18 protein-coding genes are annotated in these 23,138 nt (G+C 41.8%); 7 read left to right on the forward strand and 11 right to left on the reverse strand.

Annotated features, from left to right (window positions below):
• Window positions 1–37 precede the first annotated feature (37 nt).
• Both MHM87_RS05610 and MHM87_RS05615 read left to right on the forward strand, forming a co-directional pair.
• A complete protein-coding gene (locus MHM87_RS05610; protein WP_239258015.1) occupies window positions 38–367 on the forward strand; it encodes a hypothetical protein in 330 nt (109 codons plus the stop codon).
• Window positions 364–3,084 carry a hypothetical protein gene (locus tag MHM87_RS05615; RefSeq protein WP_239258016.1) on the forward strand — a complete coding sequence of 907 codons (2,721 nt, stop codon included), beginning with the start codon at window positions 364–366 and terminating at the stop codon, window positions 3,082–3,084. Before MHM87_RS05610 ends, MHM87_RS05615 begins: the two co-directional genes overlap by 4 nt.
• A 187-nt stretch (window positions 3,085–3,271) precedes the next feature.
• On the opposite strand, the gene MHM87_RS05620 is transcribed toward MHM87_RS05615, so the two are convergent.
• The 10 genes from MHM87_RS05620 to MHM87_RS05665 form a co-directional block, all read right to left on the reverse strand.
• A complete protein-coding gene (locus MHM87_RS05620; RefSeq protein ID WP_239258017.1) occupies window positions 3,272–4,477 on the reverse strand; it encodes an SH3 domain-containing protein in 1,206 nt (401 codons plus the stop codon).
• Window positions 4,478–4,551: 74 nt separating this feature from the next.
• Complete coding sequence (locus tag MHM87_RS05625) at window positions 4,552–5,343, reverse strand: potassium channel family protein (RefSeq protein WP_239258018.1); 792 nt, start codon at window positions 5,341–5,343, stop codon at window positions 4,552–4,554.
• Window positions 5,344–5,741: 398 nt separating this feature from the next.
• On the reverse strand, window positions 5,742–6,533 hold the full coding sequence (locus tag MHM87_RS05630; RefSeq protein WP_239258019.1) for a SprT family zinc-dependent metalloprotease: 792 nt from the start codon (window positions 6,531–6,533) through the stop codon (window positions 5,742–5,744).
• 12 nt (window positions 6,534–6,545) lie between these two features.
• Window positions 6,546–9,839 carry an HsdR family type I site-specific deoxyribonuclease gene (locus tag MHM87_RS05635; protein WP_239258020.1) on the reverse strand — a complete coding sequence of 1,098 codons (3,294 nt, stop codon included), beginning with the start codon at window positions 9,837–9,839 and terminating at the stop codon, window positions 6,546–6,548.
• Window positions 9,839–10,453, reverse strand: a complete 615-nt coding sequence (locus MHM87_RS05640; RefSeq protein ID WP_239258021.1) for an SLATT domain-containing protein — start codon at window positions 10,451–10,453, stop codon at window positions 9,839–9,841. Before MHM87_RS05640 ends, MHM87_RS05635 begins: the two co-directional genes overlap by 1 nt.
• Before the next feature lie 7 nt (window positions 10,454–10,460).
• The gene (locus MHM87_RS05645) at window positions 10,461–11,735 is read right to left on the reverse strand and encodes a nucleotidyltransferase (protein WP_239258022.1); all 1,275 of its coding nucleotides are present in this window, start codon (window positions 11,733–11,735) and stop codon (window positions 10,461–10,463) included.
• An 8-nt stretch (window positions 11,736–11,743) separates the two neighbouring features.
• Window positions 11,744–11,977 carry a DUF2188 domain-containing protein gene (locus MHM87_RS05650; RefSeq protein WP_239258023.1) on the reverse strand — a complete coding sequence of 78 codons (234 nt, stop codon included), beginning with the start codon at window positions 11,975–11,977 and terminating at the stop codon, window positions 11,744–11,746.
• Window positions 11,977–13,239, reverse strand: coding sequence for a restriction endonuclease subunit S (locus tag MHM87_RS05655; RefSeq protein ID WP_239258024.1), 1,263 nt, complete (start codon window positions 13,237–13,239; stop codon window positions 11,977–11,979). Before MHM87_RS05655 ends, MHM87_RS05650 begins: the two co-directional genes overlap by 1 nt.
• A complete protein-coding gene (locus MHM87_RS05660; RefSeq protein WP_239258025.1) occupies window positions 13,229–14,779 on the reverse strand; it encodes a type I restriction-modification system subunit M in 1,551 nt (516 codons plus the stop codon). The genes MHM87_RS05655 and MHM87_RS05660 overlap by 11 nt, the downstream gene beginning before the upstream one ends.
• A gap of 8 nt (window positions 14,780–14,787) precedes the next feature.
• Window positions 14,788–15,396 carry a restriction endonuclease subunit S gene (locus MHM87_RS05665; RefSeq protein ID WP_239258026.1) on the reverse strand — a complete coding sequence of 203 codons (609 nt, stop codon included), beginning with the start codon at window positions 15,394–15,396 and terminating at the stop codon, window positions 14,788–14,790.
• A gap of 211 nt (window positions 15,397–15,607) precedes the next feature.
• Here MHM87_RS05665 and MHM87_RS05670 point away from each other — a divergent pair, with 211 nt between their 5' ends.
• Genes MHM87_RS05670 through MHM87_RS05690 form a run of 5 tightly spaced genes read left to right on the forward strand, consistent with a single transcriptional unit; the run spans window position 15,608 to window position 22,398 of the window.
• Window positions 15,608–17,011: a tyrosine-type recombinase/integrase gene (locus MHM87_RS05670; protein WP_239258027.1), complete on the forward strand. Its 1,404-nt coding sequence runs from the start codon at window positions 15,608–15,610 to the stop codon at window positions 17,009–17,011.
• Between the two features lie 46 nt (window positions 17,012–17,057).
• Entirely contained in the window at window positions 17,058–20,426 is a 3,369-nt protein-coding gene (locus MHM87_RS05675; RefSeq protein ID WP_239258028.1) for a hypothetical protein, read from the forward strand.
• The gene (locus MHM87_RS05680) at window positions 20,416–21,111 is read left to right on the forward strand and encodes a hypothetical protein (RefSeq protein ID WP_239258029.1); all 696 of its coding nucleotides are present in this window, start codon (window positions 20,416–20,418) and stop codon (window positions 21,109–21,111) included. The genes MHM87_RS05675 and MHM87_RS05680 overlap by 11 nt, the downstream gene beginning before the upstream one ends.
• Entirely contained in the window at window positions 21,098–21,607 is a 510-nt protein-coding gene (locus tag MHM87_RS05685) for a hypothetical protein (RefSeq protein ID WP_239258030.1), read from the forward strand. Before MHM87_RS05680 ends, MHM87_RS05685 begins: the two co-directional genes overlap by 14 nt.
• Window positions 21,604–22,398: a helix-hairpin-helix domain-containing protein gene (locus MHM87_RS05690; protein WP_239258031.1), complete on the forward strand. Its 795-nt coding sequence runs from the start codon at window positions 21,604–21,606 to the stop codon at window positions 22,396–22,398. The genes MHM87_RS05685 and MHM87_RS05690 overlap by 4 nt, the downstream gene beginning before the upstream one ends.
• On the opposite strand, the gene istB is transcribed toward MHM87_RS05690, so the two are convergent.
• The gene (gene istB / locus MHM87_RS05695; protein WP_053103831.1) at window positions 22,386–23,132 is read right to left on the reverse strand and encodes an IS21-like element helper ATPase IstB; all 747 of its coding nucleotides are present in this window, start codon (window positions 23,130–23,132) and stop codon (window positions 22,386–22,388) included. The genes MHM87_RS05690 and istB overlap by 13 nt on opposite strands.
• Window positions 23,133–23,138: the final 6 nt, after the last annotated feature.

Genomic DNA, 23,138 nt, shown 5'->3' on the forward strand with positions numbered 1-23,138 from the left:
TAGAACACGGGACATTAAACACAGTTAAGGAACCTCTATGATGCTGACTGAAGATTGGATGGTTTTCATTGTTGGCTCACTCGGCGGTAGTGCGAACGAAATTCTTCATTGGTACAGTCTTAGAACTAATCCCAATGTGCCGCATTATGCGACTTCTTTGTTTTACTGGTTTATCACTGCGGGAATGATCTGCCTAGGTGGTCTCCTAGCTTGGCTTCAGCTAGGTCCAGGCTCCTCTGCATTGGTCACCTTTCAAATCGGTCTTGCAGCACCTCTAATACTTGAGAAAATGGCCAAAACGTTGCCAAGGCAAAAGGGCGGAATGGGTGTCCTGGAGCCTTCTATTAGAGATTTTCTTGGTTGGTGAAGACAATCACCACACGGGTTTTGACCCTATGTGCTGGCGTATCTAATTATCATCCAAAAGCTCTGCGCGCTGGTGAACAGCCCTTGCATTTCGCAGCCCGTACGGCGTTCGAACTCCACAATCTATTTAAAGCAATCTGGTCTGATGAGAATAGCCAGCATAGTTTGCTTGTAGACACAGAGGTAACCCATCCGTTAATTGGACATCATTCAGTTCATACTGTGCCCTATAGCCTTGCTATCGTTTACATCGCAGGACATGGCCGTGTTGTTGATGGTACTTTTCAATACGTGTCTGGATCAGTTGAGGGGGCATCATGGTCGACGGACGCGATCATTGAATACCTTGTCCCAATTCAAGCACAGCATCTAATCGTCCTGATTGATACGTGTCATAGTGGTCTCTTTGCACATGAATTTGCTCGGCGACCTATAGATAAAAAGCGATCTGTTAGGGTGGTCACTTCATGCGACGTCAACCAACGAAGTTGGGAAGACGCATTTCTCTCCCGCACAAGTTTTGGCGATGCGCTTATAAAAGCGTGGCATTCAAGTACGGTTGAAGGTTCTATTTGTCCAGATGAACTTTTCAAGGCTGCTACTGAAACTGTCGTGACACATATTTACGCGCTCAAGCGCGGCGTGCTTCAAAGCCCTACTCAGTGGTTGTTGTCAAAGGAACCCATCCTGCTGGCGAGCAAAAGGTCCTTTCAATCGCAACGTAACCTCAGCACTATCGATGCACTTATTCTTAGAACTAGGCAGATTTTGTCGGCCTCGATCGTTATAGCGATCACTCTCTACACAATCGTATTCATAGCAACTTGGCGACCTGCTTTCAATGATGAGGGACGCCTCGAGCTCCGCTATGGCCCAAAAGCCCAATCGCTCACCAATATCGGAGCCTTTTCTCTTCGTGTGGAACTGCCCTTCAATGAAAGAGCCATCAAAGATCAGAATACGGTACCTAGTGTTTCCAGTATCATCAATGAGGAAGACGCCATCCATCCTTGGCCAGGACTTTTTAATGGTGTTAGCCGTTGGTCAAAGCCAATCGCGGAACTCTATCTTCGCGACAACGAAAGCCTCAGATGGCGGGCTTATCTCGGTCTCATAGAAAGCGAGACCGAATTGACGACGCGAGGTTATTTAGGTATCGGCCGTACGGCATCGAATGCATCAGTATCCCTCGCGCTAGATATGGTTCATTTATTTAATGACCATGCCATAGCTGAGCAAGTTTGGAATTTGAAAAAAGATGAATACGCTGATGGAATCGGTTGTGAGTTGCCAGAAGAGGAAGCTAAAATTTTAGCGATAGATATGGAGACGCAGACAGCGTCTCCATCAGACCGTGCCATGCGTCTACTTGTACTGTCACGGGCTTCTAGGATGGACCCTTCACTTGACAGCGCTTTCTTGCTCCGAACCGCAGAAGAGTTTAGAGCTGCGCATCTCACATGGGAAACACGCTACGAAAATATCCTCGGCAATTCTGATATTTCCATCAACGATAGGATCGCTTTTCGGTTTGAAGAACGCCCCACCCGGAATGAAATAGATGCATTGGTGTCGTTCGCAAAATCCATAGCACAAGACGTGGACGATAGGCTGATTGCCAATAATCTACCGAAGCTTTTGGAGGAATGTGGAAATTGGCTTGCACCAGCGATTGCGGTGTTGCCTGGCGAGGCTTACCCGAAAGCCGTTCTTAATTGGTGGCATAGCCAACCAGCTAGGATGCATGAACGAGAGGTGCTGTCGATTCTTGCCGAAAGTGGAAGGCTTCCTCAGGAAATAGTCGATAAAGTTCTGATATGGGCAGAATTTTTCGGTAACGCAAGCGACACAAGATTCGCGCTAACTGAACTTGGAGGCTGGCTTCGCCGCATTGCTCCTGTCCAAAAATTCTCTTTCCAAGCGCGAAACCAATTGCTGGATTTTGCTGAAATGAGTTTCAAGGAGAGGAGAAAAGAGGATTTGCAACTCGCACTTACAATTCTTCTGGCAAACGTCGACCACCTTGATGACGCAGACCGGGTTCGCCTCCTGAACATAATGGAGAATATCAATGTAGAAGCTAAGTTTCCCTACGAGAAGCAAGCTTTAGCAGCTCTCTGGGCGATAGCAGCCGAATCGGACGTATCTCTTCCAAGTAGCGCCTTTGTTTTTTTGGAGGAGGTGGCAGGACATCTGCTGGACAATCATTTTGTGTTTACGCCCGAGGATCGGGGGGACTTAACTGACACAACTGAACTGCACGCAGGCTTCGGTCTTGATGACCTTATCATCTTAGCAAAGCTTGCTGTAAATCAGCACAATGATAAAAGAATTGTAATTAACTCGACACTTCCGATGTTGGAGCGAGGTCTCCGTGATGCTCTTAGCTTCGAGGTCGCTCCCAGTTCGTTGATAAACGTGGCCAATGCTGTAATCGCATTATCGGGACCTCTACATCCAACAGACCGCGCTAAACGTGCAGCAAGGGACATTGGCCGTACACCCAAGGATGCTGCCAAAAGGGAAGCGATAATCATGACGGCCGGTCTGGCGATTTCACGCTCAGATCCTAAATATAAAAGGGAAGCAACAGTATGGTTGAAACAGCTATGGTCCATTGAGCGTCGGGCGCATATCAGATATGACCTTGCGCGTTTACTGATTGTCGCAGAGACAGGATCTCTCCATCCTCTAGAAAACGCGCTGCCAGAGCTGTAGGCGAGTGCTCTACGATAATCATCCCGTGTATATGCAAAAATGCTAGCAGTGCTCGACCGTCCGAAGTTTGTCTAATATCGACTGTCAGGGCAAGTCAAGATCGTTAATGTAAAGTGCCAAATTAGGTATGAGCCACTGTGTCCGCTACACCTTATCTAATCCAAGTATGCACTTCACTTTGTTAGCTTCACCTGAATCTCTCAAGATACCTTGTAAAAACCCAGCCTGTGATCTGAGCTTCCGTTTCAGGATCATGCCATTCAACTAGAGTCCAGTTTTTTCTTTTTTCGATAACCAATACTGTAGAAGAAAAACGTAAATAGCCTATTGTTTCTGATTTTACCGTAGCAGAAGCTCTTACATTTAAGACATCGGCTGACACATATCTTAGTGATTTGAGGACGTCTTTATTGTCAACGGTGGCGTTTACAGTAGCTTTCAACTCTTTTGTTAGCGCTCTCTTGTCTGAATTTAAATATGACTTAACGTGATGATCTACAACCGGGTTAATAAATGATGCAATTACTATGATTATTAATGGGTATATAAAGCACATCAATATTTTTTGAATTAACGGGTCTTTTTGATTCCGTATTTCATTGACTAAATTATTTATAGACTCTTCTAATGAACTTGTTTCTGTCAACGATGAATTTTGAAATATATTATCTGATAGTTCTTGAAGCTCAGATGCAGCTATACGCTTGGTAGCTAGAGTAATTGTACCTTGACTATCTATTTCTATATCAGGTCGGACTTCAAATGCAATATCCCTTATTGATTTAAGTGACGCGCTATCAGTTATAGTTTTTTGTATTTCTGAAAATGGATCAGATATTAGAGCAATCGATTTTCGTAGCTCTTTCATCGGATTTAAAAAAGAAGCCAGCATCTCGCGATGTTCTTTCAGAGGATCTGCCACCAACGTCATAGAGTCTCGAAGATCTTTCATAGGGTCAGAAATCGAAGCCAGCATCTCGCGATGTTCTTTTAGAGGGTCTGCCGCCAACGTCATAGAGTCTCGAAGACTTTTCATGGGGTCAGAAATCGAAGCCATCATCTCACGATGCTCTTTCAGAGGATCTGACATCAAAGTCATAGTTGCTCGAAGATCTTTCATAGGGTCAGAAAGCGAAGCCATCATATCGCGATGCTCTTTCAGAGGGTCTGACATCAAGGCCATATTTGCTCTAAGATCTTTCATGGGGTCAGAAATCGAAGCCATCATATCGCGATGCTCTTTCAGAGGGTCTGATATCAACGCCATATTTGCTCTAAGATCTTTAATGGGGTCAGAAATCGAGGCCAGCATCTCGCGATGTTCTTTTAAAGGGTCTGACATGAAAGTAAGTGATGCGCGAATATCCTTAAAAGGATCTTTATATTTGGTCATGTATATGCACTCATGATGCTTTGGAACAAGACGATTTCAACGCCTCAAGCAGGCGCGCAGCTTTTCTACGTCCATTAGCTCGACTTGTTCGGGATTTTTTCTCTCTTACTTATGAATAGACTAGCTTGGATAAGTCCTTGAACCTGCCAACAGATGTCATCATTTGAAGGCCAGTGAATAGAGCCATCCTCTGCAACTATTTCCTGCGTTCTTTCATACTGCTGCTTGAGATTCCTGACATTGCTAAGAAGTGAACTCCACTCTAATAAGTACTCGCTCGAAATTTCAGCCGCAACAGGCGTTAGACTTAAAAGTGTATCGTAATTCTGATGCACAGTTTCAAGAAGCATTTTTGTATTCACCGGGCCAATTTTGCTTTTTGGGGTATTAATTGTTGAGTAAGTTGACCTACAGAAATCTTCGAGATCGTCCATTGGCGCACTAAATTTTGCATGCTTATCCCAGGCGAAAGGGTTTGCAGACTTGAACACATCTAGTAATAAACAAGAATGCATTTCTAAGCTCTTCCTCAACTCTTCCTTTCTAGCTGCTTCAATTTCCTTCTCCGTGTCAGAGAGAGATTTGCTTCTTTCGTGCGAAAGGGAATTCAAGAATAACCCTAGAACCATAACTCCGAAAAAAGCCTGTGAAGATACGACTATTTTCCCAATATCTGTCGTTGGTGTGATATCACCAAATCCTAGCGTAGTAATAGTCACCAAACTTAGATATACGCTATCTACGCAAGAATCAGACAATCCCAAAACACTATGAAACGTTAGATAAATAAAAAAGTAGGTGATTACAAAAGCAATATATGTCCACCCATAAAATTTTGGCTTTTGCTCTATCAATTTACTTACCATCGAGAATTTATATCCTGACCCTTAACATTTAAGAATGCGAGATTTACGCATTTTTCTGCCAAGGTATGAATCGCTTTTATACTTTCACTATTAATAGCAAACTAACCAACATATTGCTATACATGGGAAAACTGGCAATTTGGATAAAGTACTAAAGGACGAAAACGGACGATTGGAGCGTTTATCTTAGTTCGGAAGTAACGCACCGGATATGGGGAGAAAATCTGACTTTGTGTTAATCCGCCAAAGCCGGCTTATCACTTATTCCTGAAACCTTCTTTATAAATCAATAATCATAATGCAACATTAGTTACAAGCGTATTGATAAACACTCTTCTAAATGATCTACAAGATAAAATGACTACCAGTGTCATTAATCACACTAAATTATTTTAGAACTATTCATTCAAATACAACTCTGCCATATCGTCTAACTTGGCTTTAACTTCTTTCCAGTTGGGCATTACTTGTGTCAGCAAACGCCAAAACTTCTCACTGTGGTTATGTTCGGCGATATGGCAAAGCTCGTGTAAAATTACATAGTCAATGCACTCTTTAGGCGCCTTTACCAGGTGAGGGTTTAACATCAAATTTCCTTGGGTAGAGCAGCTGCCCCATTGTGTTTTCATGGCCATTATTCGGAATCGCGGCAGACCTTCTACCCAAGTGGCTTTAAGTAACATCTCATTTAAACGCTCATGAAAGGTTACTTTTGCTTTATGTTTATACCAGGTATTCAAAAGACCCTTAACGTTTTGCTGTTTATTAGGCATATTTGCCTTCAGCGTTACGTTCAGTTTTCCTCTGGATAACTTTACACTCGGGACCAGTTCACTGTCTTCGATAACCTTGAGCATATATCTCTTACCCAGATAAAACATAGGTTCGCCACTTATGTACTGTTTCTCAAACACATAGTCCTTTTGAGAAGCGAATTCTCGAATGCTATCCCAAATCCATCTGGCGCGTTTCAGTACGGCATTATTGATGGACTCAGTAGTGGCATCGTCAGGAACAGTGGCAACTACGCGCTGATCTGGGTGAACTTTGATCACAACTTTTCTGGTCCGTGAAGTGCTCGCTATGGCTCTGCGGATAATGTCGTAATGAATAATCTCACCACCATAGGCGAACACACCGGTTTCACACGTACTCTTTTGAATCTCTGCTGAGATAGCTTTCTTTATCATTTCTACAACGGCTTAACTACGCGAAATCCCGAGGCGAGTAATTTTGAGTACTTCCTCTATGTAGCGCTGGGCATCCTGAACCCCTAAATCTGCAAACAACATTGGCAACAATTTCATGCTAATCGCATTGTCGATTTCAGAAGGATTAATTGAGTACTCTGCGACAGCATTGTTAACCACTTCATCAATGCTGAACGCATATTGGGTTAGCTGTTCATCACTAATCCCTTTATCGCTAAAGTAATCTTTACCGAAAAGGTGTTGAAATAGCCCATAATAGGCTTGAGCGTGTTTATTGAGTTTGCCATTTTCATCGTGGAAGGCCTCCGGCATATCCGGAACTTTGCGATCTTTTACATCCTGTTCGAAATCAGCGAATAAGATGTACTGTTTAACCGGGGCATCAAACATCGCTTTTGCGTCTTCAATTGCCTTTTTCAAAAGCTTTGAGAAATACTCTTGTGCGTATGGATCATCGGCTAAATCTTGCTCGATCATTTTAGTAATGCGACCGGTGATTTTATCCGTCTGGTTACGGGCTTCATCATCCGTCATATCAGTGGGCTTTACATTTTTCCCAAGATTACCGACCAAATATGCGCCGTCAGGCTCCTTAATCTCAATACCAGCGATATGCTTATCCAACAGGCTCTTAATATCTTCGGCATACTCATCGTAATCGATGGTTTCGTTCGCGTCCTCACGTACTTGCTTTCTAAGAGCGACGAACATTTTTAAGTCATTTTTAAATAGCTCTCGCTTACTTTCGAATGATTTATCTTCAAAGTAAGTCGCTGATTGTAAGGCTACTTTCATACAGTTCGAAAATGCTGTCAGAGCAGAGTAAAAGTCGTCTCGTTTTTTCAGATTATTATCAACTAACTGACCTTCGACATCTTCAATTTTAGGGGCAAGAACCTGACGTAAAGCCGGACCATCTTGTTTGTTTTTAACTGCACTAAATATCTGCCACAAATCATTGTGCAGGCCCGGAAGCTTTTTATACTCGGTGTCCATTCGATTATACAGACCTTTAAGGTCGTCAATATCAAACCCGCCCTGAGTGCGTTCTGCGAGGTCCTGGTATTTTTCGATTGTTGTATCGAGCTCTTTTAAGATGCCTCGGTAGTCGATGAGATAGCCAAACTGCTTTTTACTATGTAATCGGTTAACTCGGGCAATCGCTTGGATGAGGTTATGCTCTTTCAACGGTTTATCAATATAAAGCACCGTATTTTTAGGTTCATCAAATCCAGTAAGCAGCTTATCGACAACAATCATTAAATCGGGGCCGTCATCACGCCCGTATTCTTCAATAATGGCTTTTGTGTAGGCTTTTTCATCATTCGAACCCACATTACTTTTCCACCAGTTTTGAACAATGTCTTTACTTTCCTTATCTACTGCATCATGGCCTTCACGGGTATCAGGAGAAGACATCGCTACAACAGACGTTAGTTTGCCTATTTTATCTAAAGCTTCTTTGTAACGAATTGCAGAGGCTTTAGAATCGCAAGCCAACTGGCCCTTCAATCCTTGACGCTTGAAGTTCTGGAAATGGTCAGAGATATCGTAAGCAATCAGGTCAATACGCCCTTCTGTTTGATATATCTGACCTTTCTGTGAAAACTTCCGTTTGAGATCTGCTCTTTGTTCGTCGGTAAGTTTGCTTGTACTTCTGTCAAACCAGGCATCTATTGCTTTGTCATTCACGTTTAGCTCAGGAATACGTTCTTCATAAAGCAAAGGAGTTACTGTTTGGTCTTCAACAGCTTGCTGCATTGTGTATGAATGGATGATTTTGCCGAATTTATTTTCGGTTTTATCGTCTTTCAGTAATGGTGTACCGGTAAAGGCGATGAAGGACGCTTTGGGCAGCATCTGCTGCATGCGGATATTATTTTCACCGTTCTGGCTGCGGTGGCCTTCATCTATCAGAACGAGAATATTTGGGCTGTCGTTAAAACAAATTTTGTGTTTAATTGCGGAGCCAAATTTATTGATAATGGAGAATATGACCCGTTCATTCCCTGTACCAATTTGCTCAGCAAGACGACGACCTGAGGTCGCCATAGCAGACTTCTTATCTCTGTCGGTGAGTACACCACCAGAAGAAAAAGTGCGGCTAAGCTGATCTTCTAAATCTACCCGGTCAGTGACGACAATTACACGGCAATTGGCTAACGACTCCAGCCAAATCAGAGCCTTTGATAAGAACACCATGGTGAATGACTTACCGCTACCAGTGGTATGCCAGATTACACCGCCTTCCCGAGCCCCTTTTTCATCAAAGGTGTTAATACGTTCAAGCATGGCTTTAATGCCAAAGACTTGCTGATAGCGAGCAACAATTTTTCCGGCTTTCTTGTCGAACAAAACAAACAACCGGACCATCTCTAATAAACGCTCAGGAGAAAGTAAACTGACAATCAATCTATCCTGGTCCGTTACCGTTAAATCTCCTGCGTGAACAAGCGATAAGTAGTCATCTTTTGCCGCTCGGGTTCGGTGTGAAAAAAGACTATCAAGTTTGTCAGATTCCAGCTTTTTATTTTTGAGACGAACAAACTCTGTCTCAGGAATCGTTTCCTCTTTCCACTTCGCCCAAAACTTTTCCGGTGTTCCACACGTTGCATACAACCCATCATAACCATTAACCGCTAATAGCAGTTGGCTGAAAGCATAAAGGTGAGGTATCTCACCTTGTTTCTGATTGCGAATATGTTGAGATATCGCTTCAAAACAGGTTGATTTACCTTCTTTGTTAGAGTCTGGTCGCTTTGCCTCAATCACAACAAAGGGAAGGCCATTTACAAAGCATACGATGTCGGGAATGCGATTTCCTGTGCCTTCAGCATTCTGTACAACCATCTCTTCGGTAAAGTGAAAGCTATTGTTCTTGGGTTCTTTCCAATCAATTAGCTGAACAGTCATCGACGCCTTCTTACCGTCAATGAATTCTGTCACGCTTATCCCATACATCAATGCGTTATAAAGCTTTTCATTTGCCCCCTGTAATCCTAAATTCATGGCAGGGCTTAGCTCATGCATCACTTTGTCGATGGCATCTTCAGATAACTGGTGTGATTTTCCAGCAAAAGAAAAATGCTGCCTGGCAAGAAAGCTTCTCATCACAGACTGCAAAATGACTTGCGATGAACTTTTTCCCGACTTTGATAGCTGAATACCGCGCAACAGCTCGCATTCAGCTGGGGGTATAAAGTCGTACCCAAGGTTACTAAGCAGCGCTAGTGCAGGGATTTTTGAACTGAATTCTTCTTTGAAATTTACATGAGTGACTTTCATTAGCTGCCACCGTTATCGTTCAGATGGTGGCAAAAAGCGTCTAGCAAACTCGAGCAATTAAAGGCAATTAAGAGCACTAAGACGATGAGTGAAAACCAAAGCGTTAATGGAACTTTATCTCTAAAGAAGCCAAATGGACGCTGTTTTTCAATCCATTCAGTTTGTTGTTCCCAAAAAAACTTATAGTGTGCAAACCACGATGCGAACATCACATGGTGAGAAGCGCAACTTTTGTTGTACCGAGACTCAATATCCTGAAGTTTACGTTTTATATCATTCGCATCTGACGATGTTTGTTCTGCTTCAGCCAAGAGATGTTTCAGTTCATTGAATAAGTCCGTTAATAGCTTACCTTTCTCTTCATAATTTGCTTTTTCACCATTTTTCATCGTTATGTATAAACCGATAAGGCCTAGTACCAAGAGTGTGCATGACATGAATTTGGTGGATAACTCAGAAAACGCCAACGCATATATACCGAAAGCCGTTGATAGAAAGCTAATCAGCCCGGGCAGCTTCTCTATCATTTCAAAACTAGCAAAGTGGAGTTTTGCGCTGTAACCAACGTTATAACCAGTTTCTGCAATGTGTTTTAGTAAATTGTTTTTTTCCATAAATACCTCACTGGATTGGTACGTGAATCCTATCCTTCGCCACTACAACGCCATTTTGAATTGCATAACATTCAACTATATGTTCACCAGCGAAACTGGTGCTCTCTCGCTTCTTTCTGTACCCTTCATCAGTAACGATATTCCCTCTGATACAGTCTCTGCGCTCAGCTTCAACTCCGCGATTTAACACTTTCCACTTCATGGTAAATTCACCCGGAACATCTATCTCTGTGACGTAAAAATCGAGTCTTTTGGAAGGTGAAAGTTTTAGCCGTCTGGAAAGCATATTTCGAAGTAATTCGACCCTAAAGCCATTCTGTGATACCTCACATTCAAGCTTTAAGTTGAATCGAACATCTAATGGGTAAAGGTCTTCGATAAATTGTTCAGTATCACGATAAGCCTTGACTGCTTTAGCTTCAGTTTGGGCAGCAGGGAATGGTCGACCAAATACTTTTTTCCATTTCTTGTTTGCTGAACTAGTTTCACCAGCGGCGATAGCATCACAACACTGTTCATACGCTTTTTTCGCCTTGCGTTGAAACTTATTTTTAACGCTTACTCGTTGATTACTGCCTAAAGCAAGGTAGTAATCTTTATTTGGCTCTTCTGAGAGGTAAAGAAAAAAGTCTCGGCACATCCAGTCATAATACGCCGTTGAACGGTTGTCGTAATCGGTTCTGGATTTCAAAAAGTTATATGCCAGGGTATCAATTAGTAATCCCCCCATACCGACCCCATGCTTGTTTTTCCAAGCTCTAGCCATTTTGCATAGTTTTCGAAGATTTTTGTTTTTCTGAGCAACAAATTCTTTCATTGCTCTTATTTCGTCTCGAGGTTTGGTGATTTTCCAACTGCCGCCATTGTATGTGTCTGGATATTTAAAACTACCATCGCTTTGTTCAAATACAGGCTGAACCTCTACCATGAAATTATTGTAAACAACTTGAACAACCAATCGGTCTTTTGTTACCGTTGTAGCAGGGTATCTGGTTTTGATTGCAGCTCGAGTATCGTCTAGCAAGGTGGATTGGCCGCCATTTTTGTAATCAGCCCATTTTGAAGCGGGCATGATATAAAGCATGTCTAAATCGGAAATTCCTTTAATTCCAGTCCAGCGCCCATATGAGCCGACCTGTAAACTGTTGGCTGTTTTTGATTCGGTGTCCCTAAACTTTTTATTGAGGGCTGATGTGATTTCTTCGTATTTAGAAGTAATTGACGCACCATTATCAATAGCGAGATTGCTCAAAAAACTCGAAAACATTTCCGAAGTAGTCATAAACGTCCTTATTTTTTGTCTTTTGGTGGGTGCGGATCATTACCGTAGCTATTGCCCGCTCTGATTTTGCCGTCCCTTCCATGTATTTTTGTATCTGACTGTTGGTTTTTGGCTATCTCTTCAGCTCTAACTATGGCCTCTTGCTGAGTATTGGTAACCTTTGTAGCTTTGCTATTTCCGGCTCCTTTTACTGCCCAGCCATCAGGGTGTTTCACTACGTGTTGATTTTTACCTTTTGACATTATACGACCTCCTTATCGTCGATTTTTACTCTGCGTTTACCCGTTAGCAACTGCTGCATTAGCGCTTTTTTCTCTTGTTTTAAGTCGGTTAGTTGCCGCTCTAAAAGTTCTATTTCTTTATCAGCATTATCCAGAACAGATGCTACTTTTTGTTGTTCAAGCAATGTCGGTGGAATGTTTACATTGAACAGTTTCAAATAGTCAGTTGTAACACGCTTTTGTCCTGCGGAGCCTTGCATATTCATTTCTCCTCTTACTCGAAACTCTCTTGTTTGAGTTATGTAGTAAATGAACTTTGCGCAATTACCTTCTCTAGATCGTAAAACGTGGAACTCAGTTGAGCCAAAGCCTATGCCGTTGTGCAGATTATCGACAAACGCACCTTTGCCGTTTTCAAAACAAGGAGTTATTTTCGCGACTAGGCAATCTTGATTCACAAAGGATGTAAAGCCTTTTGAAACTTCATCATATAGTTTCACTTCATACTTTATGAGCTTGGTATCTTCTGACACTGCATCCATTGGGACAAATGACGCTAGGCCATCATCAGGTTTAGGCGGCTTCTTAGGGTTTACAAAACAGGCTTCTTCTAAGTGAACTTGCGTCCACTCCCCCTCAAATGGTTTACCTGAATCATCTAGTAGGCGTTTTTTACCTGTGAGCAATTGTTGCATCAGGGCCTTTTTCTGCTGCTTGCTGTTGTCGATTAAGCGTTCGGTGGTGCTAATCGTTTTATCCCAAGTGAATAGGATTTTGGCGATTTTGCGCTGTTCTTCATACGGAGGAACGACAACCTTTAACTTTTTGAAAAAAGGCAGACCAATTGTCTTAATAGTTGAGCCTACTGCCTGTCTTTCAAATTCAGCTTTATATAATTGAAGCCAGTTATATAAAAACCAACTATTCATTTTTTCTTGGTTATCGCATTTCCATGCAATGAAATGTTGACTAACAGCCATAGGCTCAGCCATGACGCCACTTTTGCCTATTCCTGCATCTCTTGATAAAACAACTGTTCCCGCAGGATGTAATTGTGCTGAGCTATTTTTTATTCCTTCGTGAGATATTTCTTTGTCGGTTTCATACACATACCCATTGTCCAGCCGAAAGGTGTCCGCCAGAGATATCCATTTAATTCCGCCATTCCAATATTCAGGGATAGACTTACTAGGCGTATGCCCACTACACCGTTCGGTCACCTTGTCTAGTAGTTGATATGTCCACCCTGGCGGAATTTGTTCGGGCGATAAGTTACGAGCCATAACCTAGCTCCTTTAAGTAGCCTTCCATCTCTGTTTCAAGGGCTTGTAGTTCGTTTTTCAGTTGAACACGTTCGTTACGCACGGCGACCAAATCGATTTCGGCCTCTTCTTCGAAGGTATCTACATAGCGAGGGATATTGAGGTTGAAGTCGTTCTCTTTAATTTCATCGAAGCTAGCGAGATAAGCATACTTATCGACGTTTTCACGGGCTTTGTATGTGTGGATGATTTTCTGGATATTGTCTGGTGTTAACTGGTTTTGGTTTTTACCTGATTTAAACTCACGGCTAGCATCGATAAACAGTACGTTGTTATCGGTTTTGTGTTTCTTGAAAATCAAGATAGCAGCAGGGATACCTGTACCGAAAAAGAGCTTTTCTGGCAGACCTATAACCGTATCGAGCAGGTTTTCTTCAATCAGTTGCTGACGAATTTTTCCTTCAGATGATGCACGGAAAAGTACGCCATGAGGTACAACCACGCCCATGCGACCCGTATCAGGTTTTAGGGTTTCTATCATATGGCTGATAAAGGCATAGTCACCTTTGGTCTTGGGGGGAATACCTCTTCTAAAGCGACCATAAGGATCATTGCCGGCGTCTTCGAAGCCCCATTTCTCTAAGCTAAAGGGAGGGTTGGCCGTCACTACATCAAAATGCAGTAAGCCTGAACCGTCTTTATCCTTCAACAGTGGATTACGGATAGTGTCTCCCCACTCAATGCGGTGGTTATCTTCTCCATGAAGGAACATATTCATTTTGGCTAGGGCCCAGGTCGAACCAATGGCTTCCTGCCCGAAAAGGGCGTATTTCTTTGAACCTGAATTTTTGCGTACTATTGCGCCACACTTCATTAGCAAAGAACCGGAGCCGCAAGCCGGGTCACATATTTGGTCGCCTTCTTGCGGGTCTAGCACTGCTGCCAGTAAGTCAGAAACTTCTGGTGGTGTATAGAATTCTCCTGCGGAGCGGCCACTGCCAGCAGCAAAGTGCTTAATCAGGTATTCATAAGCGTTGCCAATAACGTCTAATCCACCAATTCTGCTTGGTCGAAAATCTAATGTCGCTTTCGCAAAGTCTTCTAACAGATGACGCAGTAATTCGTTCTTTTGCTTTTCGGGGCCTAGCTTGTCTGTGTTGAACATGATGTCCTGAAACACATTCTTTAGTTTGCCACCGTTGGCTTCTTCAATTGCATGAAGGGCTTGATCTATACGTTGGCCATTGCCAGCCTGGTGGCGTTGATCATGTAAATCCCAAAAGTTAGTTCCAGTTGGCAAAACAAAGCGCTGTTTACCCATCATTGCATTGATGAGGTCTGGGTTATCGCCATATTGCTCGGTTAGCTTGTTGTACTCATCGCGATATACGTCAGAGATGTATTTGAGAAACAACATGGTAAGAACGAAATCTTTGTATGTATCGGCACTGATAGCGCCTCTGAATGTGTCACAGGCAGCCCATACGGCTTTGTTTACGTCGGATTGAACAATGGTGTCCTGTCCAATGATTTCATTTGAGTTGCTTACTGAATCTGTCATTTATTTTCCTAAACTCGGTCTGTGCCGCCGTACGGCTCTAATTCATTTTTTGCTATGGCATTGATTTGTTGTTGTCTATTTTCAATCAATCTTTGCAATGTCTTTTTCTCGTTCAACGCACATAGTTGCATTGAGATTAATTGGCGCTGCCTTTCTATACTGGGCAACACTAAGGGAGTATCTTCAAGAACCTGCTTTCGAATACTGACGTAAAGCGATCCCTCAGCACTATTAAAAAAATACCGTTGCGCTGGTATTTGGTTGAGCTGCCAGGCGATGAAAGCAGGTAAAGCGACGACATGTTTCTTAGGTTTTATCCGTACTAAAAAAAAGTGGGGTGAGCACACCGATTTAGCGGGTAACACACCTTCTTCAACGAACGCGGCATAATGCTTTGCACCTTTAGCGACGAACAAAATATCGCCTGTTTGCAACCAATCCGGCTTTTTACGCCCTGCTAGAAATGTCCTCACTAATTTCGAACTATTCACTTCGCCTGAGTCATCGGTATCGCGTACTTGAACCACATGGACATCGCCATCCTCGTCGCCCTTTATTGAGCCTCTAAAGGGGTGACCAAGGCGTATGTCGGCAATATCCTTGAGTTTAAAACTCATAAATTTACCTTATTAATCAGTGGGTAAGTTGAATGTCAAGAGTCTAGGTAGGCTCTTAGACGACTTACTAAAAACAACATTTATATTGTACGGCATAAACGAAATAGTCAAATTTTATTGCAGTATTTAAATGCTGCAATAAGTTTGACCCATCTAACTTGGTTGGCTATATTTGCAGTATTGTAATGGTGCAAGTTTTGGGGTGAGAGGAATGAAAAACTGTTTGTTGGTGTCCATGCCAAATGGAAGATCCAGGCTGATTGACGTGAGAGAGTCTGCCGATTCGGTGCCCATTGATGTATTTACGCAATATGAAGAGAGGCTTTTTAACAAATATTCATCTCAAAAAACCAGAATAGCTTATAGAGGACACGTTGCGCGCTTCATAGACTACTTAATCGAGTGTGGGGTATTTCTTTCGGAGGATGTTCCAAATGAAAGTGTATTAAATAAAGTCGTTCATGATTACCCTGAACTTTTAGATAAAGCAGAAAAAAGCGATAAGCAACACTTAAAGAAAGTCGCGATATCGCTGGGGCGCAAACCAGTTAAGTCAACAGCTGAAGCAATTGCAGCAATAAACCATTTTCTAGATTTTACTGTTGATCTCGCAAACAACACCAAAAGTTATATCGCTGATGTACTAGGTGAAAAACTCGATGACAACGTAGAACTATTTGCGGCATTAAAGCGTGAAAAAAGCGTTTCTAAGTATGAAATTAGACGAATACAACAGAATTCAATTCTAGGGGCAAATCTTAGAAAAATTAAAAAATTTCGAAGAGTTTCACGTCTTAAGCAAGGAGGTAAATCTCACAGCAAACAAAAGGGCTCGGCGAAAGATTTCCCGATTGAACACATCGAAGATCTATTGTTAGATACTAGCAATATTCGTGATAGAGCCCTTTGGTCATTACAATCGGGAGGTGGCCTCCGGCAAAGTGAAGCGCATGCCCTGAATTGGGACTTAGTAGATTTCGAAAATAAACGGATTCGCATTGTGGACCCAAATAACCTGCGTGGATCGCATGATTATCATAGTTCACAGAGGTTATCGTGGAAAGGACGTGCCACCGCGAATGTTTATTTGCTGCCGATCATAAAAGATATCTTATTTGATGCACTACTACAGCTAAGATACCAACCGCCATTTTCTCCAGATGGGTTAGTTTTTCTCAAAGAAACTGAAGAAGAATATGGTAGACCACTATTTGAAGCTGATAATAAAACATTAAATAACGCGTTTAGAGCTGCTCAATCAAGAATCGGGCTAGTCCCAGTCCATCCTCAGCACTCCCTTCGGCATTTATACGGCGTATTTCTTACAAATGATTTTCCTGACTTCGAGCGCGGTGAAATGGGTTTACCAATTTCTGAAGTACAACTGATGATGGGGCACGCATCACCACTTTCAACATTAATATATGCGCGTCAGAAAGAAGATAAAATTTTAAGGAAAATGGAAATTTTGGACAGACAGTTACGTGGTGAACAACCAGAAAGTTTGAATAGCATGATGGCTAAATGGCATATGGATAAAGCGATGCAACTGGCTGAATCTGCTGAACTCAACTCCTGTTTGCCGACGCGTCATTTTGCGGTTTTAGGCGAATGATTAATCTCATTGCTTAAATCGATTAGGCGCAGAAAGGACTAAAATAGTGATTAATACTTCCGATGAGCTAGTCATAATAAATGATGAGTTATTTCCCACACAATTCTCGATTCTATTGAATCAACTACTCATTAAGTTGGAAGCTATAAGAGGAAAAGTGCCGGATAACTATTTGTCGTTTTCTGGCCCAAACGATATAGGCCGCAATGCTTTTCAATTTCATGTTAGCCGAATTTGCTTTAATGAAAAGGTCCTTCGTGAGTTATACAAAGCTTTGTATGTAGAACCTAAAACAAAGGAGGACTTGGGACGAGTTCTCAATATTTCTTTTCCTAGTGATAGTCATTTTAAAAGCTTCAAAGCCGGGTGCGGGTTACTTTATTTATGGCTATGGGGAAATCGTGAAATTATTTTGTCTTGGCGATTCAATCAAAGCTTTTTACGAGGTTCTAAACTTGATTATGAGAATTTAATTCCAAATAAGCTTTGGAAATTCATATACAAGGATAAGAAATTTAATAGTGAAACTCAGCGGCTAGTATTGATGACTGATTGGAAAAACCTCGAGGATGTTTCACTGCAAGATATATGGAACGCTATTCGTTCCGGATTTAGAGCAGAAAAAACAAAAACAAACTTAAAAAGATTGTTAAAGGCCGTTTTAGATACTGATAAATGTCAGTTTTCTGAGGCTAATTTTAGGGCTTTTGAAACATTTGTTGCAGCTATTCATCTAGATAAAACTGGGCATATAGCCACGCTCGATATTGAACAATTAACTGACTACCACTCTAACTACAAATCATATGGCAAGGATGGGAAGCAAAAGCGTTACGGCAATGACGTACGGAACAGTAATTATCTAGCTCTCAAACAATTAGCCACAAGAACTCAAATCGAGAAGTACGTTAAGATCCTTCCGAAACACATCAATCGCATAAAGCGACGAAATAAACATAGTCAAAACTGGTGGGCTTTTCTTCATGAATCCGACGTTTATCCTGGCCGTGAACACATAAAGATTCATTCGTTATTTCCTGATTGGCTCAGTGCTCTGGAATATTATGACGCTCATGGGCGTGCTAGAGGAGGGGCTGCCGCGACGCTTAAGACTCGGAGAAGCCAACTTAGAATATTGGTGGATTATGTATTCCTATATATCCCTTGGTATCAAGAAGTTAATAATCACCCGGATATACTTATCCCTTATAAAATCTCAGACTTCAAAAGATGGGCTTTTTGGTCGAATGAGCCATTAAAGTTAGCCAGAAATAAACCTGAGCCTCCATTAACTGCGAAGGAGTATTACAAACTTAGAAGATCGGAAACAACGCTATCATCGTTTGTAAATGAATGTAGTGACTTTTTTGATTACGTTATTGCAGAGCATTCCGATGCAGAAAGTTTCAATGATTTGCTCATAGATGAATCATTTAATAACCCTGTTAATAAGGACTATGACAAAGAAGGCTCTGGTAAACGAAGACCGACGGATAAAGTTGCTTTCCCTAGAAAGGTTATTCCTTTTGTATTAGCGGCATTTGATGAATTTGAGAATGTAAATTACCGCATACAACAATCGATACTTAATGGGACTATCGATGGGGAAAAGTTTAGAAGTGAACTCATAAAAAACGAAGGTATGATAATCCCTGCTGACTGGGACGAAACATTCGAGTTGAAAATAGATGGTAAAGTTATTCCTGTTGATATTTTTCCTTCGTTGTTGAGTCTTCTCGAGCTTGTTGATAGCGGGAAAAAGCGTATTTTTGCTTTTAATAGTGTTTTTAGAATGCTCCGTACTGCGATGCATATCGGTAGTCGTGTACAAAATACTCAGTGGTTAGATATCACACTTTTTGATCAGTTTAATTTTACTACGGAACAGTATTTTTCAAATTTACATATCACTGTAGACAAGACTAATCCGCATAGAGAGGTGGCTATACCTTCGTACATATTTAAAACGCTATTGCGCGAGAAGCAGTTTCAATTAGAGCAAATACCGACTAGTCCTGTAAGAATTTATTATGAAGGCAATGATAGCGATGGTACCTATCCTGAAGGTATTGTTCCTCTCTTCAATAATCCTCAAACGAACAAGCCGTTTAACGACAGTGTTTATCACAAGAATTGGTTAAAGTTTTTGAGCTTCGTTGAAAAGGAGTACAACAAGTTTTGTCGTTCGGAGGGGAGAACAGATGACTGCCATCAATTTGTCTATATCGATAGTCAAAGGGAAGGAGGTCGAAAAGACAACCCTCGTGACCCCAAATTCATATACACAAAATATTTCGATGCAAATGGAACTGAATATGAAACAGAAGCATCGGAAATTGTCTATCGACCAGTACACACTCCCCACGCCATGCGTAATACATTTACCGTAATGAGACGTTTTCACGTCCGTGATGCTGTTCTGATGGAGCAACAAGGTTGGTCTGCATCGGGTATGGTTGACCATTACGCACAGGGGGAGTACGAACAAGATCGACTTGAAAGATTAGAAGCAGCAGACAAAGCAATAAGAAAAGGTCTTACTTTTAGAGAGCTGAAACGACAAACTAAATTATTATACGGTGACAATGCGATTAAGCCGAGCGCTCAAGGATCGGCAATGAGAGACGCGCTAGGTACTTCTTCTGATGATGCAATAAAGTCTCAGCACTTGATCTCGATTAAAATTCCCGAATTGGGAGATTATGCCGGCAAAGATGGTGTAGATATTTTTCGAAAATCTCAGAATAGAGCAGATGTCGCTGTATATGATGACTGTATTTGCCCGGTTGGGGGAATGTGTCCAGCTGAAGTTTTGGACATAATCAAAGAAGAGCGACGATGTGCTATATGCCCTATAGCAATGTTTGGTCTTGACCACATTCCCGGTCTCAAAGCCAAGGCCCGTAGCTTAGAATTTGAATCAAAAAACAAGCAAAGAGTTTTGAAAAATGCAATACATCGGAATGTTTCTTCACAAACGATAGAAAGCATAGATGACCGCCTAACCAATGATAGGTTAGAAATATCTGCTTGTGTTTTTATCGTTAATACTCTTGAGCAGCATGCTAAAAAAGATCAAGGGCAGGGAGAGTATGTTTGTAGAGATCCAGATTTACTAAGACATGCATTTAAAATTTCATTGGATTGCGAAGATGAAATTCAGAGTTTTCTATCTCGCCTTGTTGACGCCAAAGCTTACCCGCAATTCACGTCAGGAGACTTTTTAGCAAAAGTTGAAATAGCAGCGAGAAGATTTGTGCATGGTGGTGTTCAATTTGGTGAAGAGAGCTTCAGCGATATTGACGTGGTTGCCGGTCACATAGCTGCAATTATGCGTAAAGATAAACTGACGTTCGATGAATTGAGTAAATCGGAAATACTCCCTCAGTTGCAAGGGCTTACCAATGGGAGTTAAGAAAGGTACGAATAACTTCAAGTCATTTCAACAAAAACGTATACAAGCAAAGCTAGACGCAATTGAAGAGTTTATTAATTATCTGCCAAAGCGAATGAAATTTGATCGCTTTGAGGATTTGTTAGCTGAATGTGCCGAACACATAGGTTGTAGTCGCACAACGATTACTCGTCAAGAATCTTACATTGCAAAATTAAATGATGAATTTCAGAAAAGAAACTCGTACCTCTCCTCTGATTCAGCAAAGCACTTTTCGACTAATCAGCTTGAACGGCTAATAGAAGCAAAAGACGCAGAAATTGTTAGTTTAAAAGGAAATCTAAAAAGGACGTCGGCAGACTTGAAAGATGCCAATGCTAAAATTACTTACTATAAAAGTGATGATTACAAGCAATCTGGTTTTGTTTGTAATCAACCTGAAGTTTCTGATCAAATCGCTGAAAAAAAGCAGAAAAACAATTTTAAAAAGGAATTTGAATATACTGCTCATGCATTCAATCTATTGCTGCAATACTTGGAAGAGCAACGGTTCGGTATCGGCTTGAGAAACGAAAACGATAGTTCAAAAGTAATTCTTGCCGATGATGGACTTGGAGGGATACCGAAAAAAATTAGTGATAGTAAATATCTTACATACTTCCTTAAGTATTTGAATAAATTGGGTGCGAAGTATGGCTCAAAATAAGCTCACTCAATTAGCTCTTCAAACTGCAAAAAGTAACAATGCGATAAAACTAGTTGCCTTTCTTAAATCCGCCATAGAAAACGGACACAAGCTTCCAGCTCGAAAGAACACAACGGATGTCAACAAGTCACTTTTAGCAGAACTAGCGGGATTTGATCGACAAGCTCTCGACGAGGAGAGGGGGGCGAAAGATACTATTGAGTTGCTGAAATGGGCCATTAAAAATATCGGACTAGACTCAGAATCAGCGCATGAGAGTTCACTTCGACGAAGTGACAACCCTGATTTGAAGGCACTCAAGAAGTTCCTGGATAAGAAGGATAGAGAAATTCATAGGTTAGAGTCGTTACTCCTTCGCTCAGAGGCAAAAAATAGTTCATTGGTCCATGAAATAAAAAAGTTAGAACGAACTCTAAGTCGAAAAAATGAAGCTGATACCTATATTTCGTCGGGCTATAAAATAGTCTTGTTTGATGAAAATGAGAAATTAAATTGACGGATAATCGATGGTTAACAATCCGATTAGTAGTTACCTCTGTTTCTCCTGGCTACAAGAAACTTAGGATAAACGGAAGTTTTAATAAAAAGCGTCGAGAAGTACACCTTCCTGCTGAAATTGACGCCCCCAGACTTGGAGATTTGATTACAGTTAAAGGAATTCTTAGAAAAAGTGAACACGGCCATATCCTTGATGCGTCAAGCTGGAATCCTTGTAATGTAGATGAGCGTGACATATTTCAATTCCTACGTAAGCAGAACGTAAACCAAATACAGGGGCTGGGAATCAAGAAACTTAATAAATTAGAGATGCATTTCAATCGTGAGCCCCAACGTCTCTTGGATGCCTTAGATTGTTCTGACTTAACCGAATTGAAAGATGTAATTGGAAGACTGCCTGCGGATAGACTTTTAGAGTTTTGGCAGTCTTATAAAACTGAAAATGAGCTGGTTTTAGCGCTAATGCAACTCGGGTTGTCGTTTAAAGGTGCTCACTCTGCGTTGGCCATATTCGGAGAGTTTTCTGTCGAGCGACTACAAGAGAATCCATTCGAACTAATGCCAATAATAGGATTTAAAGCATCCGATGAGATCGCCAAAAGTTTAAAATTCCCATTGAACGATCTGCGTCGAATCAGTGCGTTGAGTAACTTCATTCTGCTGAATTACCAAGAGCGCACAGCTAGCAGTCTGATGCTGCGTATTTCGGTGAATCCGATCGGTCGTTTCGGTTTTATCCGATCGCTTTTTCTTCTTCTTTTTCGTCCCTGCCAGTTTTACCGTAAGTGATCGGATTGGTCTAGTTTTCTCATCGATTCACCAGCCAGTTCAATTCGATGACTGTTGTGCAATAAACGGTCGAGTAATGCATCGGCTACAGTGGGGTTACTGATGAGTTTGTACCATTCGGTAACGGGTAACTGGCTGGCGATAATGGTACTGGAGTTTTGGTATCGCTCTTCCATCACATCAAGTAAGTCATTAGCCTGACGTGCGCTGAGTTTTTCCATTCCCCAGTCGTCCAGGATGAGCAGCTTTTTCTTCGCTAGTTGTGCAAGCTGTTGTCGGTAACTGCCATCGGCGTGGCCGATATTCAGTTCATCAAGAAGCTGCCCAAGTCGGTAATATCGCACCGTATGATGTTGTTCACAGGCTTGTCTGGCGAGTGCACACGCAAGATAGGTTTTACCGCACCCCGTTGCACCGGTGATGATAATGTTATGGGCGTGATGCAAGTAGTGGCCGCACAGCAGTGTGGCGACTTTATCTTTGCGTAGACCGCGCTCTGCACGGTATTCCAATCGGCTGGCATGAGCCTCTAAGCGCAAGGTTGCCTGGCGCAGTAAACGCTTTACTTTGCTGTCTTGCCGACAATGGATTTCATGCTGTGCCAGCAATCCTAAGCGCTCTTCGAAGCTCATCTCGTCGTAAGTTGTCGCTTGGCTTTGTTGTTGCTGTAACGCTTGAGCGAAGTGCCCAAGCCGTAAGCTACGTAGTTGCTCTTGTAATTGAGATTGTGTCATGGGTTT

It is taken from the genome of Alteromonas sp. Cnat3-28 (assembly GCF_022348265.1).
GTDB classification, from domain to species: Bacteria; Pseudomonadota; Gammaproteobacteria; order Enterobacterales; family Alteromonadaceae; genus Alteromonas; species Alteromonas macleodii.